This window comes from Amycolatopsis sp. lyj-23 (assembly GCF_046549135.1).
Classification (GTDB): domain Bacteria; phylum Actinomycetota; class Actinomycetes; order Mycobacteriales; family Pseudonocardiaceae; genus Amycolatopsis.
In genome coordinates this window covers 340,924-357,877 of record NZ_JAJPWN010000003.1, presented here as the reverse complement: position 1 = coordinate 357,877, position 16,954 = coordinate 340,924, and the positions used below count along the sequence as shown (strand labels likewise).

14 protein-coding genes are annotated in these 16,954 nt (G+C 72.0%); 7 read left to right on the top strand and 7 right to left on the bottom strand.

What is annotated here, in order from left to right:
- The first annotated feature begins 20 nt into the window (after positions 1–20).
- Positions 21–1,049, top strand: a complete 1,029-nt coding sequence (locus ACLJPY_RS07780; protein WP_410587329.1) for a hypothetical protein — start codon at positions 21–23, stop codon at positions 1,047–1,049.
- On the opposite strand, the gene ACLJPY_RS07775 is transcribed toward ACLJPY_RS07780, so the two are convergent.
- The 5 genes from ACLJPY_RS07775 to ACLJPY_RS07755 all read right to left on the bottom strand — a co-directional run bounded on the left by ACLJPY_RS07775 (position 1,016) and on the right by ACLJPY_RS07755 (position 6,943).
- The gene (locus ACLJPY_RS07775; protein ID WP_410587328.1) at positions 1,016–2,254 is read right to left on the bottom strand and encodes an MFS transporter; all 1,239 of its coding nucleotides are present in this window, start codon (positions 2,252–2,254) and stop codon (positions 1,016–1,018) included. The genes ACLJPY_RS07780 and ACLJPY_RS07775 overlap by 34 nt on opposite strands.
- Before the next feature lie 358 nt (positions 2,255–2,612).
- Entirely contained in the window at positions 2,613–3,101 is a 489-nt protein-coding gene (locus ACLJPY_RS07770; RefSeq protein WP_410587327.1) for a DUF4231 domain-containing protein, read from the bottom strand.
- A gap of 44 nt (positions 3,102–3,145) precedes the next feature.
- On the bottom strand, positions 3,146–3,883 hold the full coding sequence (locus tag ACLJPY_RS07765) for a hypothetical protein (RefSeq protein ID WP_410587326.1): 738 nt from the start codon (positions 3,881–3,883) through the stop codon (positions 3,146–3,148).
- A complete protein-coding gene (locus ACLJPY_RS07760) occupies positions 3,883–5,691 on the bottom strand; it encodes a substrate-binding and VWA domain-containing protein (RefSeq protein WP_410587325.1) in 1,809 nt (602 codons plus the stop codon). The genes ACLJPY_RS07765 and ACLJPY_RS07760 overlap by 1 nt, the downstream gene beginning before the upstream one ends.
- Positions 5,692–5,770: 79 nt before the next feature.
- Entirely contained in the window at positions 5,771–6,943 is a 1,173-nt protein-coding gene (locus ACLJPY_RS07755) for a homogentisate 1,2-dioxygenase (protein WP_410587324.1), read from the bottom strand.
- Positions 6,944–7,028: 85 nt separating this feature from the next.
- On the opposite strand from ACLJPY_RS07755, the gene ACLJPY_RS07750 reads away from it, so the two are divergent.
- Both ACLJPY_RS07750 and ACLJPY_RS07745 read left to right on the top strand, forming a co-directional pair.
- Positions 7,029–7,883 (top strand): hypothetical protein, encoded by an 855-nt coding sequence (locus ACLJPY_RS07750; RefSeq protein WP_410587620.1) that lies wholly within the window; start codon positions 7,029–7,031, stop codon positions 7,881–7,883.
- Entirely contained in the window at positions 7,880–8,521 is a 642-nt protein-coding gene (locus ACLJPY_RS07745; RefSeq protein WP_410587323.1) for an IclR family transcriptional regulator, read from the top strand. Before ACLJPY_RS07750 ends, ACLJPY_RS07745 begins: the two co-directional genes overlap by 4 nt.
- Here ACLJPY_RS07745 and ACLJPY_RS07740 read toward each other — a convergent pair.
- On the bottom strand, positions 8,505–9,167 hold the full coding sequence (locus ACLJPY_RS07740) for a DUF998 domain-containing protein (protein WP_410587322.1): 663 nt from the start codon (positions 9,165–9,167) through the stop codon (positions 8,505–8,507). The two genes, ACLJPY_RS07745 and ACLJPY_RS07740, sit on opposite strands and share 17 nt — an antisense overlap.
- A gap of 56 nt (positions 9,168–9,223) precedes the next feature.
- Entirely contained in the window at positions 9,224–9,811 is a 588-nt protein-coding gene (locus tag ACLJPY_RS07735) for a TMEM165/GDT1 family protein (protein WP_410587619.1), read from the bottom strand.
- A 186-nt stretch (positions 9,812–9,997) separates the two neighbouring features.
- On the opposite strand from ACLJPY_RS07735, the gene ACLJPY_RS07730 reads away from it, so the two are divergent.
- The 4 genes from ACLJPY_RS07730 to cydD all read left to right on the top strand — a co-directional run bounded on the left by ACLJPY_RS07730 (position 9,998) and on the right by cydD (position 16,949).
- Positions 9,998–10,990, top strand: a complete 993-nt coding sequence (locus tag ACLJPY_RS07730; protein ID WP_410587321.1) for a S41 family peptidase — start codon at positions 9,998–10,000, stop codon at positions 10,988–10,990.
- Positions 10,991–11,028: 38 nt separating this feature from the next.
- Positions 11,029–12,498: a cytochrome ubiquinol oxidase subunit I gene (locus ACLJPY_RS07725; protein WP_410587320.1), complete on the top strand. Its 1,470-nt coding sequence runs from the start codon at positions 11,029–11,031 to the stop codon at positions 12,496–12,498.
- Between the two features lie 228 nt (positions 12,499–12,726).
- On the top strand, positions 12,727–13,734 hold the full coding sequence (gene cydB, locus ACLJPY_RS07720; protein WP_410587319.1) for a cytochrome d ubiquinol oxidase subunit II: 1,008 nt from the start codon (positions 12,727–12,729) through the stop codon (positions 13,732–13,734).
- On the top strand, positions 13,731–16,949 hold the full coding sequence (gene cydD / locus ACLJPY_RS07715) for a thiol reductant ABC exporter subunit CydD (protein WP_410587318.1): 3,219 nt from the start codon (positions 13,731–13,733) through the stop codon (positions 16,947–16,949). The genes cydB and cydD overlap by 4 nt, the downstream gene beginning before the upstream one ends.
- The last annotated feature ends 5 nt before the right edge of the window (positions 16,950–16,954 follow it).

Genomic DNA, 16,954 nt, shown 5'->3' with positions numbered 1-16,954 from the left:
CGACCCCGTGGGGGTTTCGCGTGCCGATCGTCCCGGTCCCCGAGCGCGTCCGCGCTTTCGAACTCGACCCCGCCATGCCGTCCGGGGCCCTGCCGATCTTCGGCGAGTACCTCGACCGGCTCGGCCGCGGCACCGCGAACCAGCGGCTGGTGGCCGGGCTCTTCCTCGTGTTCGGCGTCGCCCAGTTCTTCGCCGGCGCCGGGGTGGCGCTGCTGATCGGCACGTTCGCGCTGGCCGGCGCGATCGAAGCGTGGTGGCTGCACCGCGCGTACGTGAGGGTGCCCGAAACCCGGTTGAAGCGGGAGGCGTTCCGGCAGGTGGACATCGCCGCCGACGGCCTGGTCGCGGCCGGGCGGACGGTCGGGGTGCGCCTGCCGGACGGGCGGTGGCTGCGCGTCCGGCTCGACGAAGCGCACCGGCTGCTGGTGGCCGGCCACCGGCGGGTGTGGCTGCTGGGCCGGGGCCCGAAGGTGTTCGTCGGCTTCTCCGGCGTGGTGCGGCTGCGTCGCGCCCGCGTCCACGACGGGCCGCCGTCCGGCGCGGTGCCGGTGCCGGAACCGGCGGGCTCCGGTTCGCCGCGGCTCGACCCCGTGCTGACCGCGCACCGCCACCAGCTCGCCCGCGACCTGCGCGCGACGGCGGCGTTCCTGCTGGTGCTGACCGGGTTCGCGGGCTGGGTCGCGCTCGACTTCCCCGGCGCGGGGTGGCTCGCGTGGACCTTCGGCGCCGGGGCGCTGCTGGGCGCCCTCGCGGCCGTGCTGCGCGCGTTCGCCCACGACCGCCCGCTCCCGGCGGACCACTGGACGGAGCTGCGGGCGGTCCTCGACGGCCCGGTCCGCATGAGCCGCCACGGCGCGGCCCGGCTGAGCGGCCTGACGATGCTGGCCGACGGCCGGGTGGTTCCGTTCCGCCTGGCCAAGGCCGACCCGTCGATGGCGGCGAACATCGCCTCGACGGGCCGCCTGTGGATCGCCGGCGTCCCCCGTCCGGGCGCGGCGAAGACGGGCCTGCCGGGCTACCCGGTGCTGGGCACGGTCTGGCTCGGCTGAGCGGGCGTCCGGTCGCGGCGGGGCAGCAGCAACGGCGTGGCCAGCACGAGAACCCCGGCGACGCCGATCGCCCAGCGCGGGCCGATGACGCCGGCGAGCACGCCCCAGACGGCGGTCAGGACGGCGATCGAGGCCTTGGTGCTGATCGACCACGTCGACAGCGTCCGCGCGACCCGGTCGGCCGGGAGCTGCTCCAGCCGGTAGGTCGCGAGGACCGGGTTGAAGACACTGCAGCTGACGATCAGGCCGAGCTCGACGACCATGACGTAGACCAGCCCGCCGGTCCCGGCCGGGACGAACGGCAGCGCGATCAGCCAGCACGCCCGGACCGCGGCCGCCGTGACCAGGACGCGGTGGCGGCCGAACCGCCCGACGAGCCGCGGGGTCAGCCGCGAGCCGGCGAGCCCGCCGAGGCAGGGGACGGCGAACGCGAGCCCGTACTGCCACGGCGGGAACCCGAGCTGGTTCAGCATCAGCACGGCGAGCAGCGGCTCGGTGCCCATGACCAGGCCGTTGAACACCATGGTGTTGAAAAGCAGCGGCCGCAGGCCCGGGTGGGCCAGCAGGAAGCGCCACCCGTCGGCGAGATCGCGCAGGCGTAGCCGGTTGGCGGTGCGCGGGCGCGGCTCGTCCCCGCCGATCGCGCGGATCCCGAGCGCGGAGAGCAGGAAGCTGACGGCGTTGGCGACCACCGACGTCACCGGCCCGAACAGCGCGAACGCCGCTCCACCGAGCGGCGGTCCGAGCGCGGTGGCGGTCCAGTTCGTGGCCTCGAACCGGCCGTTGGCGAGGAGCAGGTCTTCGGGCGGGACGAGTCCCTTGAGGAAGGCACCGCTCGCGGAGGTGAAGGTGATGTCCGCCGCGGCGACGACCACCGAGACGGCCAGGAGCTGGCCGAAGCTCAGCACCCCGAGGCCGTACGCGGCGGGCACGCTGACCAGCGCCCCGAACCGGACGAGGTCCATGCCGACCATCACCGGCCGCTTACGCCGGTGGTCGACCCACGGCCCGAGCGGCACGGCGACGAGCGCCCCGACGGCAGGCCCGACGGCGGCCAGCGCCGAGACGGCCGCGGGCCCGGCGTGCAGGACGAGGATGGCCAGCATGGGAAAGGCCCCGAAACCGAGCCAGGTCCCGAACGCACTCACGGCGTAGGCCGACCAGAGCCACCTGAACCGCGGCCCCAGCGACCGCCCGCGCACCACGCAGGAATCAAAGCGGGGAAGGGCGCTCTGGGGCAACCGACAGGCCGCGCGACACCTGACAAGCTGCCGTACGACCGATTGTCCACAGGTGGCGCCGGATGTGGACAACTTCGCCTGAGAGCTCGGTTTTCCGGCCTTCCGTCACACCCCGCCGATAGAATGGACTTGGGGACGCCCCCCTGGGAGTGGCGGGGGATGTCTGGATCTTCTGAGGGCCGCCCCTCGCAGTTGCGTCGCATTGTCTTGTCGCCCAGCCGACCCGCATTCGCCGACGCAACGCGCATCCCGGGCTCGCGGACCTCCCGCGTCACCTCGCGAAGAACAAAAGGGCCGCCGGCGCCGGCCGTCCCGGCTGACTTCAGCTCGTCGTCGGGTTCTCCCGGGCGTTACCGTAGGACAACCGCAGCGCAACCCAGCCGTCGCGTTCGCCCGCGCAGATCTCCTCGACCGTCTCCACCAAAACGGCCGCTGCGCCGGAGCTCGCATAGCTTCCGTGCTTGGCGGCGAACAACGCGATCTCCTTCTCGATCGCGTACCGCGCCCGGGTGCGGCTGGTCCAGTTCTCCTTGTACCCGCCCAGCGCGCGGAGGCCGTTGATCAGCACGGCGAGCGACCCGACCGCGGCGATGAGCCGCGCGTCGACGGCGAACGCCGCGAGCACCGGGATCGTCGCGGTCACGATCAGGCTCGTGACCTCGATGATGGAATGCAGGCGCCGCGCGCTCCACGCGGTCCGCTGGTAGCGCTGCCATTCGGCGAGGACCGACGGCGGCACGGGCTCGTCGTCCGCCCCTTTCGCGTCGAGGACCCACTGACTGCGCGCGGTCGATCTCCACTCTGCCTTCATGGGACGCAAGTTCACCTCACCGCGCGGTCCGGTCGTGCACCTGGTCAGCCCAGCGACTTCCGCGTCGCCTGCTCGGTCTCCAGCACGCCCTGCCGGATGCCCTCCAGCTGGTCGGTCAGCTCGCGCACCGCACCCGTGTCCACCGTGACGTCCGTGGTCGCCGCCGTCAGCTCGGCCACCCGCGCCACCAGGCTGTCCAGGCCGAGCGCGCCGGACTGCAGCTGGGCCAGCAGCTTGTCCCGCGCGCCGGACAGGCGGGCGTGCACGTCCGCCTGGGCCTGGACCGCCGTCAGCGCCTGCTCGAGGTCGCCGCGGACCTCCGGCCGGGCCGTGCGCAGGTCACGCTGCAGCCGGCTGCGTTCGCGCGTGACGGCGTCGAGGTCGACGCGCGCCAGTGCCTGGCCGGTCGCCGACGCCCGGCCGGCCAGGCGGTGCAGCGTCGACAGCGTCTCCTGGACCACCGGCTCCATGTCCGCGACGCGCTCGGCGAGCGGGCCGGAAGCCAGCGAGCCGCTCAGTGCGGCGAACCCGTCGGCCGCGGCCGACGCCCGGTTCAGCCAGTTCTCCTCGGCCGATCCCGGCGCCACGTCGAGCACGCGGGCCTGGCGCGGCGTCGGCTCCTTCTCGCGGGCGACCACGGCGACGCCCGCCCGCGCGGCGAGCACCGCCACGCCGACCCCGACGGCGGCGGCGACCGGCAGCTGCACGGCCCACGCCACGCCGGCCGACGTGGCGGCGAGCAGCACGCCCCACGGTTCGGCGAGCTCACGGGCGAACTTCATCAGAAGTTGGAAATCACGGAGGTGAACACCTGGTTGATCGAGTCCGGTTTGGACGAATCGTACTCCGAACCCGCCGTCGCTTCCGAGATCTGCTTCAGCACGTCCTGGTCGGCGTCCGCGCCGTAGGCGATGGTGAACAGGCGGACCGACTCCGCGTTGCCCTCGGGCCGCAGCTGCGGCAGCAGGTGTTCGAGGTCGACGCCGCCGGAGTCCTCGTTGCGGCCGTCGGTGAGCACCACGACCGCGTTGATCGCCGTCGGGTCGAGGTGGGCGTTCAGGTACTGGTACGCGGCCAGCGCCGAGTCGTACAGCCCCGTGCCGGACTGGGGTGTCAGCCCGCTCAGCCGCATCGCCAGCGTCTCCTTGCCGCTGTTGCCGAGCGCCTGGACCGGCAGCAGCTCCTGGTAGTCCTTGTCGCCGTCGAGGTGGGTCGCGAACTGCCAGAGCCCGACCTGGTCGCGGGGCACGAACTGGCCGAGCGAGTCGATCGCGGCCTGCTTGGCCAGGTCGATCTTGCTCTTGCCGGTGCCCCGCACCTCGTCGCCCATCGAACCCGAGACGTCCACGACGAGCAGCACGTTCGCCTTCTTGCGCAGGTCGGTCCAGGACGCCAGCAGCTTCGACAGCACCGACGGCGACGGCGGCCGCAGGAACGTGATCTTCGCGTCCGGCTGGACGCCGTTGGCCGTCGTCACCTGCGGGCCCGGCTTGCCCTCGAACGACCGGAAGCCGAGCGCGGCGAACTTCGCCTGCGTCTCGTCCTGGCGCAGGTAGCCCAGGAAGTCCGCGGCGATCTGCTTGCGCGTGGCGTCCGCCCAGTTCAGCGTGACGAACGGGTGGTCGGAGTTCAGCGTCCCGTCACCCGGGTAGATCGCCACCAGCGGCACCTTCGGCGGCCCGTGCTGCCCGACCTTGGCCGGGTCGTTCGTCGGGTTGCCCTGGTTGTAGCCGATCAGCGAGTTCTCCTCGACGGTGACCGCCGAGATGTACGACAGCGCCGCGCCCTTGTCGTCGGCCTTCTGCAGGTTGGTCAGGAAGGTGAGCGTGGTGTCGCCGTAGTGCACGATCGCCTGCTCGAGGTTCGTGACGAACTGCTTCGCGTCCGGCTTCTCGAGCGCGGCCGTCGTGAGGTCGGACGACGTGCCGGTCGCGGCGTAGTAGGCGCCGATGGTGGCGTTCAGGCCGGACGTCGAGATGTTCGGGTTCGTCTTGCCGAGCCGGAACTTCCCCCACTCCGGGTGGCCGTACTTCGCCCAGCCCGCCGGGTCAGTGGCCAGCGCGGCGAGGTTCTTCCAGCCGATCGCCTTGCCGGGCCAGCCGAGCGCTTCGGCCATCGGCTTCGGCATCGCGACGACCAGCGGCGAGTTCGCGATCGACGGCGGGTCACCGTCCGGCGCGATCGAGGCCGTGTCGCCCTTCGCGTTGACGCGCAGCAGGTTGACCCAGCCGCTCGCTGCGGGCGTCCAGACGTCCGGGCGCGGCCCGTCGGTGGCTTCGTTCCAGCCGTTCGCCAGCGCCTGCATCGCGACGCCGGACGACTTCGACCGCACGGTCACGTCGACGCAGTGCCCGGCGACCGTCCGTCCGGAGTAGGCCTTCGCGGCTTCCTGGACGATGCCCACCTTCTCCGGTGAGGAAGCCACGTTCAGCGCCACCGCGTCGGAGCCCGAGCACTTCGGTGCGTCGGCGGCGTCGCCCGAACTGCTGGTCCAGTAGCGGATGCCGATGATCAGGCCGGCGGCGACCACGATCGCGGCCACGAACGGGAGAATTTTTCTCTTGCGCCGCACTGGTTGGGAATTGATCATCGTGCCTCCCCGTTCCGCCACCCGGATTTTCATTATCCGGGCGGCGGAACGACGAGGGGACGGTAATCCCGAAACTTGACTACGACTTGGGGCCGCGGCGCGACCACGTCCAGGCGTAGCCCGGGTCTTCGGACGCGTCGGCGGCTTCGCCGAGCTCCAGCGGCGCGAACGTGTCGACCATGACGGCGGTCTCGTCGAAGAACTCCGCGCCGATCGACGCCTCCGCCGCGCCCGGCTGCGGGCCGTGCGTGAAGCCGGACGGGTGCAGCGACAGCGAGCCGATGCCGATCCCCGAGCCCTTGCGGGCCTCGTAGTTGCCGCGCACGTAGAACATCAGCTCGTCGGAGTCGACGTTCGCGTGGTTGTACGGCACCGGGATCGCGCCTTCGTGGTAATCGACCTTCCGCGGGCAGAAGGAGCAGACGACGAAGTTCGGGCCCTCGAACGTCTGGTGCACGGGCGGCGGCTGGTGCACGCGGCCGGTGATCGGCTCGAAGTCGTCGATGTTGAACACCCACGGGTAGAGGCAGCCGTCCCAGCCGACGACGTCGAACGGGTGCGTCGCGTACGTGTAGCGCGTCAGCCCGGCGCGGTGGCGCACGAGCACCTCGACGTCCTCGCCGTCTTCCAGCAGCGGCTCGGCCGGCCCGCGGATGTCGCGCTCGCAGTACGGCGAGTGCTCCAGGAACTGGCCCTTCGCCGACAGGTAGCGCTTCGGCGGGCCGATGTGGCCGCGCGCCTCCAGGGTGAAGAGGTTGACCTCGCCGTGGGGGACGACCCGGTAGGTGCACGACGTCGGGATGACGACGTAGTCGCCGTCGCCGACCTCCAGGCGGCCGTAGATGGTCTCGACGGTCGCGGCGCCGCCGTGGACGTAGAACAGCTCGTCGCCGGCCGCGTTGCGGTACAGCGGGCTCGGCGCGGTGGCCGTGACGAACCCGATGGTGACGTCGTTGTTGCCGAACAGCCGGCGGCGGTCGGTGACCGCGTCGGCTTCGCCGCCGAACTTGAGGTCCTGGGTCTTGAACGCGCGCGGCTTGAGCGGGTGGTTCGGGGTGAGCGACCCGCGGTCCTCCTCGACCGCGACGGCGTCGACGATCGCCGTCGGCAGGCCGCGGTGGTAGAGCAGCGCGGAGTCGGCCGAGAAGCCCTCGACGCCCATCAGCTCTTCGGCGTAGAGGCCGCCGTCCGGCTTCCGGAACGCGGTGTGCCGCTTGTGCGGGAGCTCGCCTACTCGCCGGTAGTAAGGCATCGACGTCCCCTTCTGACGTGTTCGTTGTGCGAACGATTTTGTCCTCATGTCGTACGCTACTAGCGTGTCAGTCGTGTCAAGCGCTGTGGAACTCACGCCCCCCGGCCCCCGTGGAATTCCTCCCCTGTTCGCGAGGCTCGTCGACGACTCGGCGCTGTTCCCTCCGGTCGGTGCGGCCATGCCCGAAGCGCTGCGTGCGCACTTCGCGGGCCGGGAGTCCGAACACGCCGGTGTACTGGGGGTTTTCCTCTGCCAGGCGTCGCGGCTGCCCGAGCTCATCACCGAGCTGATCAAGATCAAGCCGAAGCAGCCGCTGCCGTTTTCGCTGATCATCGACACCGGCCTGGGCGGTGTCCCGAAGGCCATCTCGATCGTCGAGTCGCGCAGTGAGCTGCTCGCGCTCCGGATGGTCGAGATGCCGGCGCCGTCGGACGTCGACGAGGTGTGGCTCGAGCGCGTCTCGGAGTTCGTGCCCGAGGACGTCATCCGGGTCGTCGAGCCGCGGCGCGGCGTCGGCTGGCTCGACGGCGTCCGCAAGGTGATCGAGCACGGCAGCTGGCCGAAGATCCGCTGCGGCGGGCAGGCGGGCGAGAACTTCCCCAGCGTCGACGAGGTGGCGGACTTCCTGGCCGTCGTCAGCGGGTCGGCCGGGGCGTCGTTCAAGGCGACGAACAGCCTGCACCGCGCGGTCCGGCACACCGACCCGGGCAGCGGGTTCGTGCACCACGGCTTCCTGAACCTGCTGGTGGCCTCCGCGCGCAGCCTCGCCGGCGGCGACGTCCGGGGTGCGCTGGAGTCGACCGACGCCCAGGCACTGGCCGACGAGGCCCGCGCGCTGTCCGAGCCGGCCGCGAAGGCCGTCCGGGCGCTCTTCGCGTCCTACGCGGCGGCGTCGTTCGAGGAGCCGGTCGCCGACCTGGGCGAACTCGGCTTGCTGTGACCAGCCGGGAGGGGTCGCTGACGCTCGACCGGGGCTTGGCGCTGCTGCAGGCCGTGGCCGACGCCGGCGGTGACGCGGCGACCATCTCCGAGCTGGCGGTGGCCATCGGAGCCAGCCGGGCGGCCGTCTACCGGCTGCTCGTGCCGCTGTCCGAGCGCGGACTGGTCTGGCGCGACGGCACCAAGGTCCGGCTCGGCGTCGGGCTGCTCCGGCTGGCCGGTCAGGTGCTGCCGCAGCTGCGGGACGCGGCCGGCCCGGTGCTGCGCGAGCTGGCCGAGAAGGTGGGCGCGACCGCGCACCTTTCGGTCGCGCAGGGGACGCAAGCGCTTGCGGTGGCCGTCGTCGAGCCGTCGTGGACGAACTTCCACGTCGCCTACCGCGTCGGCAGCAGGCATCCGCTGACCGCCGGCGCGGCCGGCAAGGCGATGACGCTGCGCCCGGGCGGTGACGGCTGGGTGACGTCGGCGGGCGAGCTCGAGGCGGGTGCGTCCGGGGTCGCGGCGCCCGTCCGCGGAGTTCCGGGGTTGCGGGCGAGCGTCGGTGTCGTGTCGATGGAGCCGCTGAAGGCGGCGGAAGTGGGTCCTCAGGTTCTCGCGGCCGCCACCCGGCTGGCCGGCATCCTCAGGACGGACGGCTGAGCAGCGGCCGCACCATCGTCAGCAGCAGGGCGACGTCGACGGTGAACAGCAGGCGCTCGAACAGGCCGAGGGTGACGTCCTGCTGGGCCGGGCCGAGGACGAGCGTCAGGACGAACCCGCCGAGCACCACGCCGACGCTGCTGAAGCTCGCCGTGGCCAGCCGCCGGATCGTCGTCCGGCGCGGCTCCCACGGGCAGCGCTCGCGGCCCTTCTTCGTCAGCACGAACGCGGCGGCGGGCAGCGCGACGAACGCCGTGAGCGCGGCGATGTTGTGCACCTGGCCGGCGAGCGAACGCGCCTGACCGTCCGGGTCCACCGGGACGAGTCCGCACACCAGCAGCCCCGCCGACCAGACGCCGAGCAGCACGCAGACGGCCGTGGTGCCCGGGCGGTGGGCCTTGGCGATCCCGGCGAGCAGCGCCACCGAGCCGAGCGACAGGGCCAGGCACATCACGCTGAACAGGGGTGCGGCCGAGGACGTGCCGAGCTTGCCGTAGACGTACTCCGAAAGCGTCTGCCAGACCGGGCTGACCTGGGCGGACAGCCGCAGGTGCAGGTCGATCGAGATGGCCACGGCGAGGCCGATGCCGCCGAGCGCGACCCGGCCGTGCAGTGGCGAGACGGCGTGCGTCTGCGGCGAGTTCACCCGGTGCTCCCCCTTTCGTTTCCGAAAGGTTACCGGGTGAACCTGTGAGGCAGCGGTCAGAAGGCCAGCTGGACCAGGGCGAACGCGGCGAATCCGGCGAACGCGAACCCGGCGCAGCGCTGGATCAGCTTCGGCTTGATCCGGCTGCGGATCTTCGCGCCGATGAACACGGCGAGCCCGGCGACCACGACGAGCGCGGCGAAGGCGCCGACACCGACGGCGACGGGGTTGCCGATCCGGGCGGCGAGGCTCGCCGTCGCGAGCTGGGAGGCGTCACCCCACTCGGCGGCGAAGAGCACGCCGAACGACGTCATCGCCGAGCGGAGGAAGGTCTGCGGAGCCGGGCCGACGCGCGACGCGTCGTCGCCTGCTTCGTCGGCTTTGCTGAAACCCTCGCGAAGGAGCATGAACGAGCCGAGGCCGAACATCCCGGCGACGACCAGCGAAAGGACCAAGTCCGGCAACAGCGTCAGCACGCTGCCGAACGCGACCGCTATGACGCATTGCACGGCGAACGCGGCGCAGACACCGGCGAAAACCGGCCAGCCGCGGAAACGGGTGGTCAGCACCAGGGTGGCGACGAGCGTCTTGTCCGGCAGTTCCACGGCGAGGACCAGGCCGAACGCGCTGATCAACGCCACCATAGCGGCAGTCATGAGTATTCTTTCGCCCCTTTCACTGCAACGATAAAGGGACGGCCGGGAAAGCCGCAAGCAGATGGCTGGTGCGAAATTGCTGGATCGGCGCCGTGAATTTGATGTCCAGGGGCGTCACACAATTTTTTTCGGCACACCGAATTTTCGGTTGTGGCCTGCGGTAGGTTGGCCGGCATGGGGTCTGAAGCGCGTGCTGCGCAGGTCGAAGAGGTCATCCGGCGGCTGGAAGCCCACTACGTCTTTCCGGACGTTGCCGCGAAGCTGGCGAAGGTGCTTCGCGCGCGTCTCGATGAAGGCGCGTACGCCGGCCTCGACGACGCGGAATTCGCGACGGCCGTCACGACGGACCTGCAGTCGGTGAACGACGACAAGCACCTCCGGCTGCGCCACCACGCCGACCCGGTGGCCGAGGACGGCGACGCGGAGCACGCGTCGGAGGACTTCCGGCGCGCGGCCGAGCTGGAGAACTTCGGCGTCGCGGCGGTGCGGCGGCTGCCGGGCAACGTCGGCTACCTCGACACGACCCTGCTCTACCCGCTCGACATCGCGGCGGCGGCGGTCTCGGCGGCGATGACGCTGGTCGCGCCGGCCGACGCGCTGCTGCTCGACGTGCGGCGCAACCGCGGCGGCACCCCGGACACCAGCGCGTTCCTGCAGAGCTACCTGGTCGACGAGCGGACGCACTACCTCGACATCTACGAGCGCGACGGCGACCGCGTGACCCAGATGTGGACGCTGCCGTACGTGCCGGGCCCGAAGTTCGGCGGGACCAAGCCGATCTGGGTGCTCACCGGCCCGGCGACCTTCTCCGGCGGCGAGGACCTCGCGTTCTCGCTGCAGCGGCAGGGTCGGGCGAAGACTGTCGGCGAGGCGACGCGGGGCGGCGCCCACCCGCGTGAGCAGTACAAAGTGGACACCTACCTGGACGTGACGGTGTCGATCGCCCGCTCCTACGACCCGGCGACGGGGGAGAACTGGGAAGGTGTCGGCGTGTCGCCGGACGTCCCGGTCGCCGCGGACAAGGCGTTCGACACCGCGTACGCGCTGGCGCTGGAACACGTCCTCTCGCTGGGCTCCGCCGGAGCGCGGCGCGGCGTCGCCGAAGAGGCGCGGCAGACGCTCGACCAGGTGAAGGACGTTGGTCCCGGCCCGGACGGGACTGTTTGATCTAGCCGCCCCACCAGGGCCGGAGCACGCTGGAGGGCGTGGAGGTCCTTGAGCTAGCGCGGTGGCAGTTCGGCATCACCACCGTCTACCACTTCCTGATGGTCCCGCTGACCATCGGGCTGTCGATCCTGGTCGCGGCGATGCAGACCCGCTGGGTCCGCACCGGTGAGCTGCGGCACCTGAAGATGACCAAGTTCTGGGGCAAGCTGCTGCTGGTCAACTTCGCCATGGGCGTGGTGACCGGGATCGTGCAGGAGTTCCAGTTCGGGATGAACTGGAGCGCGTACTCCCGCTTCGTCGGCGACGTCTTCGGCGCCCCGCTGGCGATGGAAGGGCTCGTCGCGTTCTTCGTCGAGTCGACGTTCCTCGGCCTGTGGATCTTCGGCTGGGACCGGCTGCCGAAGAAGGTCCACCTGGCGTGCGCGTGGGCGTTTTCGCTGGCCACGATGGCTTCGGCGTACTTCATCCTGGCCGCGAACTCGTGGATGCAGCACCCGGTGGGCGTGACGTTCGAGAACGGCAAGCCGACCATGAACTCGATCTGGGCGGTGCTGACGAACAACACGGCGCTGGCCGCGATCCCGCACACCCTGGCCGGCGCGTTCTCGGTGGCGGCGGCGTTCCTGGTGGGCGTCGCGGGCTGGCACCTCTGGCGGCGCGGCGACCACGAGGACGTCTGGCGCTCCTCGCTGCGGCTGGGTGGCTGGGTCGGCGTGGCGGCCTTCGCGGTCCTGGCGATCACCGGTGACACGCAGGGCAAGCTCATGTTCGAGCAGCAGCCGATGAAGATGGCGTCGGCGGAAGCGCTGTGCCACACGGAAGAGCCGGCGAGCTTCTCGATCATCGCGATCGGCGACGTCTCGGGCGCGAACTGCGAGGACGTGAAGACGTTCAACGTGCCCGCGCTGCTGTCGTTCCTGGCGCACAACGACTTCAAGACCGAAGTCAAGGGCGTGGAGAACCTGGTGACGGAGTACCAGGCCAAGTACGGCACGAACTACCCGGACGACCCGGCGCTCGGTTCGCTGGCCGGCAAGCCGATCGACTACGTCCCGAACCTGCCGGTGACGTACTGGGGTTTCCGCATGATGATCGGCTTCGGGGCGATCTCGGCGGGCATCGGCGTCCTGGCCCTGTGGCTGACCCGCCGGGGCCGCCTCCCGGGCAGCCGCTGGTTCCCCTGGCTGGTCCTCGGTGGCATCGCGACGCCGTTCCTGGGCAACAGCGCGGGCTGGATCTTCACCGAGATGGGCCGTCAGCCGTTCGTGGTGGCGCCCAACCCGTCCGGCGTCGACGGCGTCTGGATGTTCACCGCCCAGGCGGTCTCGCGGGTGACGACCGGCGAGGTGTGGGTCTCGCTGATCGCACTGACCACGGTGTACGCGGCCCTGGGCGTGGTGGAGCTGTACCTGATGCGCAAGTACATCCGCGGCGGCGTCGAAGCGGTGATGCCTCCGAAGCCGGAACCCGACAAGACGGGCGACGACACGCTCGCCTTCGCCTACTGAGGGCCGAGAGATGACAAATCCCCAGCTCAGCGGCTATGCGGCCGCCCCAGTCTTACCAAAAGCAGCCCCCACCCTTCCCGGGGGGCGTCCCCGAACCCAGCGTATCGGCTTGGCTACCCGCATGGGTTACCCACAGCAAATCTGTGGACAACTCGACCCGTTGTGGATAACTCACCGCGATCAGCCCGCGGACGGCGGCCGTCGTCGGCCCGGTGTGGTAGGTGTCCGATGACCCTCGAAATCGCCTGGTTCGTCGTCATCGCCTTCTTCTGGCTCGGCTACCTCTTCCTCGAAGGCTTCGACTTCGGCGTCGGCATGCTGCTGCCGGTGCTCGCGCGGGACAACACCGAACGCCGGGTCATGGTCAACACCATCGGGCCTGTCTGGGACGGCAACGAGGTCTGGCTCATCGTCGCCGGCGGCGCCATGTTCGCCGCCTTCCCCGCCTGGTACGCCGGGCTGTTCTCGGCCGCCTACCTGCCGCTGCTGCTCGTGCTGCTCGCCCTCATCGGCCGCGGCGTCGCCTTCGAGTACCGCGGCAAGGTCGACTCCGAGCGCTGGCGGCGCAACTGGGACCGCGTCATCATGATCGGCTCCTGGATCCCGCCGCTGGGCGTCGGGCTCATCCTCGCCACCACGGTCCTCGGCCTGCCGCTGGACGCCGACGGCAACCGCGTCGGGTCCGCGTTCGCCGCCGTCCGCTGGGACACCCTGCTCGGCGCGGTCGCGATCGCCGCCTTCTCCATCACCCACGGCGCCGCGTTCCTCGCCCTCAAAACCAGTGGTGACCTGCGGGAACGGGCGAAGAACCTGGCGATCAAGCTCCTGCCCGTCGCCATGGTGCCGATGGTCGCGTTCCTCTCGGTCGTCCAGTGGCGCGCCGGCACGCTGTGGACGCTGCTCGCGTTCGGCGTCAGCGCCGCCGCCGCGGTCGTCGCCTGGCTGCGGCTGCGCGCCGACCGGGACGGGCAGGCGTTCGCCGCGCTCGGCGTCGTCATCGCCGGGGCCGCCGTCACGATGTTCGGCTCGCTCTTCCCGAACGTCCTGCCCTCGACCCTCGACGCCGCCAACACGCTGACCATCGCCGGCGCCGCCTCGAGCCCGTACACCCTGACCGTGATGACGTGGGTCGCCGTCTTCGGCGCCCCCGCCGTGCTGGTCTACCAGGGCTGGACGTACTGGGTGTTCCGCAAGCGCATCGGCACCCAGCACATCCCGGCGGTCCACGCGCCATGACCAAGCCTCCCGGACGCGCTCCCCTTCTCGCCTCGGAGTCCACAGTGGACTCGGCGCGGCCGGGAAAGGGTCCGCTCGGCGCGCTGCCGGCCCTCGTGCCGGCCGTGCGCCGGGCGCTGGCCCTGGTCGGCTTCCTGTCCTTCCTCAACGCCGCCGCGCTGGTGGCACAGGCATTCCTGCTCGCCGACGTCCTCGCGGCGATCGTCGGAGCAGGTTCCGGGGGACGCACCGCCCAGCTGGCCGCGCTGCTCGCGCTCGTCGCGACGCGCGCGCTGACCGGCTGGGCGGTGCGCACGGTCTCCGCCCGCGCCGCCGCGACCGCCCAGCGCGAGCTGCGCGCCAAGGCCGTCGACCACGCATTGCGCCTGGGGCCCGAGTGGATCGCCCAGCGCGGCCACGGCGAGCTGACCGCGCTCACCACCCGCGGCCTCGACGCGCTCGACGCCTACTTCCGCGAATACCTTCCCGCCCTGGTGACGGCGGCCGTCGTACCCCTCGGCGCCGGCGCCGCGATCCTGTTCGCCGACTGGCCGTCCGGCGTGATCATCGCGCTGACCGTGCCGCTGCTGCCGGTGTTCGCGATCCTCGTCGGCAAGTACACCGCCGACCGCGTCGCCGGCGCGACCGACGCGACGCACCGGATGTCCGAGCGGCTCCTGGAACTCGTGCGCGTGCTGCCGGTGCTGACCGCGTTCCGCCGCGCCGCGGCGCAGGGCGAGACTGTCCGGCGCCTGTCCGAACGCCACCGCCGCGCGACGCTCAAGACGTTGAAGGTCGCCTTCTCCTCGGCGTTCGTGCTCGAACTGGTCGCGACGCTGTCGGTCGCGCTCGTCGCGGTGGTGATCGGCGTCCGGCTCGCCGGCGGGAACCTGCCGCTGGCCATCGGGCTCGGCGTGCTGATCCTCGCGCCGGAGTGCTACCAGCCGCTGCGCGCGGTCGGTGCCGCGTTCCACGCGAGCGAGGACGGCGTCGAAGCGGTCCGGCGCGTCGCCGACCTGCTGGCCCTGCCGGTGCCTGCTTCGGGAACCGCGGTTCCGTCACGCGGCGAGCTGCGCGTGACGTCCCTGCGCGTCGCGCGGCGCGGCGGGTTCGCGCCGGACGGCGAGTCGTTCGCGGTCCGGCCAGGCGAGACGGTCTGGCTCCGCGCCCCGAGCGGCGGCGGCAAGTCGACGACGCTCTCGGCCCTGCTCGGCTTCGTCCCGGCGCACGACGGCAGCATCACGATCGGGTCCACGGACCTCGCCGACGCCGACCTCGCGCGCTGGCGCGAACAGGTCGCGTGGGTGCCGCAGTCGCCGGTGTTCACCGGCGGCACGGTTCGCGAGGAAGCAGGCTCGGACGCGGTCCTCGCCGAATTCGGGCTGGCTGAGCTCGCGGACCGGCCGGTTTCCCGGTTGTCGCTGGGGCAGCGTCAGCGCGTCGCCGTCGCCCGGGCCCTGGTGCGCGTGCAGCGCGGAGCCTGGCTGCTGCTGCTCGACGAGCCGACGGCACACCTCGACGAGGCCAGTGCGCGGCTGGTGCTCGACGCCGTGCAGCGCGCCGTCGACAACGGCGCCGCCGCGATCATCGCGGCCCACGAGCGCACCGCGGCGGTCGACCTGCCGACCGAAAGCACGACGGTCACCGAGATGTCCACAGTGGACGAATCCGGCGCGCCGCTGGGGTGGCGCGCGCTCCTCGACGGACGGCTCTTCGGCGGCGCCGCACTGGGCGCGCTGGCGTTGCTGGCCGGGGTGGCGCTGACGGCGACGTCGGGCTGGCTGATCGCCAAGGCGTCCCAGCAGCCGCCGATCCTGACCCTGACCGTCGCGGTCGTCGGCGTCCGCGCGTTCGGACTCGGCCGGGCCGCGCTCCGGTACGTCGAACGGCTGGTCACCCACGACGCCGCGTTCCGCATCGCCGGCCGCGTCCGCGTGCGGCTCTGGAATTCCCTGGTCCGGCTCGGGCCGGCGCGCGGCCTGCGTGCGGGCGAGGGACAACGCCGGCTGGTCGGCGACGTCGACACGGTGCGCGACCTCCTGCCGCGCGTGGTGTCGCCACCGCTGGTGGTGGCGTTGGTCGCGGCCGGCGCGATCGCCGTCCAGACGTGGGTGCTGCCCGCGGCCGGGCTGACGCTCGCGGCGGCGGTGGCGCTCGGGCTGGGCGCGCCGTGGGTGGCGCTGCACGCCGAGCGCCGGGCAACGTCGGCGCTGGCGGACGGCCGCCGCGAAGTGGCCACGCGAGTCTTGACGATGTTCGAAGCGGCGGCCGAGCTGCTCGCCTTCGGGACGGCGGCCAGCCACCGCGGAGCCCTCGCCGAGGCCGACAGCCGTCTGGTAACGCAAGCGCGTCGGCAGGCTTTCGGCGCGGGCGCAGCGGAAGCACTGGTCACGCTGGTCTGCGGAGCGGCGGCCGTCATCAGCATGGCGTTCGCCGCGCAGGCCGTCGCGGGTGGTCGGCTCGACCCCGTCCTGGCGCCCCTGCTGGCGTTGGTGCCGCTCGCGCTGGCGGAGGTCTTGGCGATGCTCCCACCGGTGGCGCAGCACTGGGACACACTGCGACGCGCGCGCCGCCGCCTCGCCGACGTGCCGGAATCGCCACCGTCTCCCGCTTCGGCGCGGGGTGTCTCGCTGCGGGGCGCGGACCTCGGCTGGCCGGGCGGACCGGTGGTGCTGCACGGCGTCGACGTCGACCTCGCCCCGGGCACGTACGCCGCGGTGGTCGGCCCGAGCGGGGCGGGGAAGTCGACGCTCGTTGCGGCGCTGCTGGGGTTCCTCGCGCCGCGCCGTGGCGTGGTCGCGGTGCCGGAGGGGGTGGCGTGGGCCCCGCAGGAGCCGATGCTCGCGGCGACGACGGTCGCCGAGAACTTGAGGATGGCCCGCCCGTCGGCGACCGAGGAGGAGCTGCGCTCGGCGTTGCGCGCGGCAGCGCTGACTGAGGTGCCACCGGAGACGCTGCTCGGCAGTGGCGGCACCGGACTGTCCGGCGGCCAGGCCCAGCGCGTGGCCCTGGCGCGGGCGCTGCTCGGCGCGCCGTCGGCGGGACTGGTGTTGCTGGACGAGCCCACGGCCCACCTGGACGAGGTGACGGCCCAGGCGGTGCGCGCGCACCTGCGGGAGGCGTTGGCCGGCCGGACGGTGGTGCACGTGACACACCGGGCGGACGAAGCGGCCGGAGCGGACGTGGTCCTCGAGGTCCGCGACGGCCGGGTCGTCACCCGGGTGCCGGTCACATGATCGAT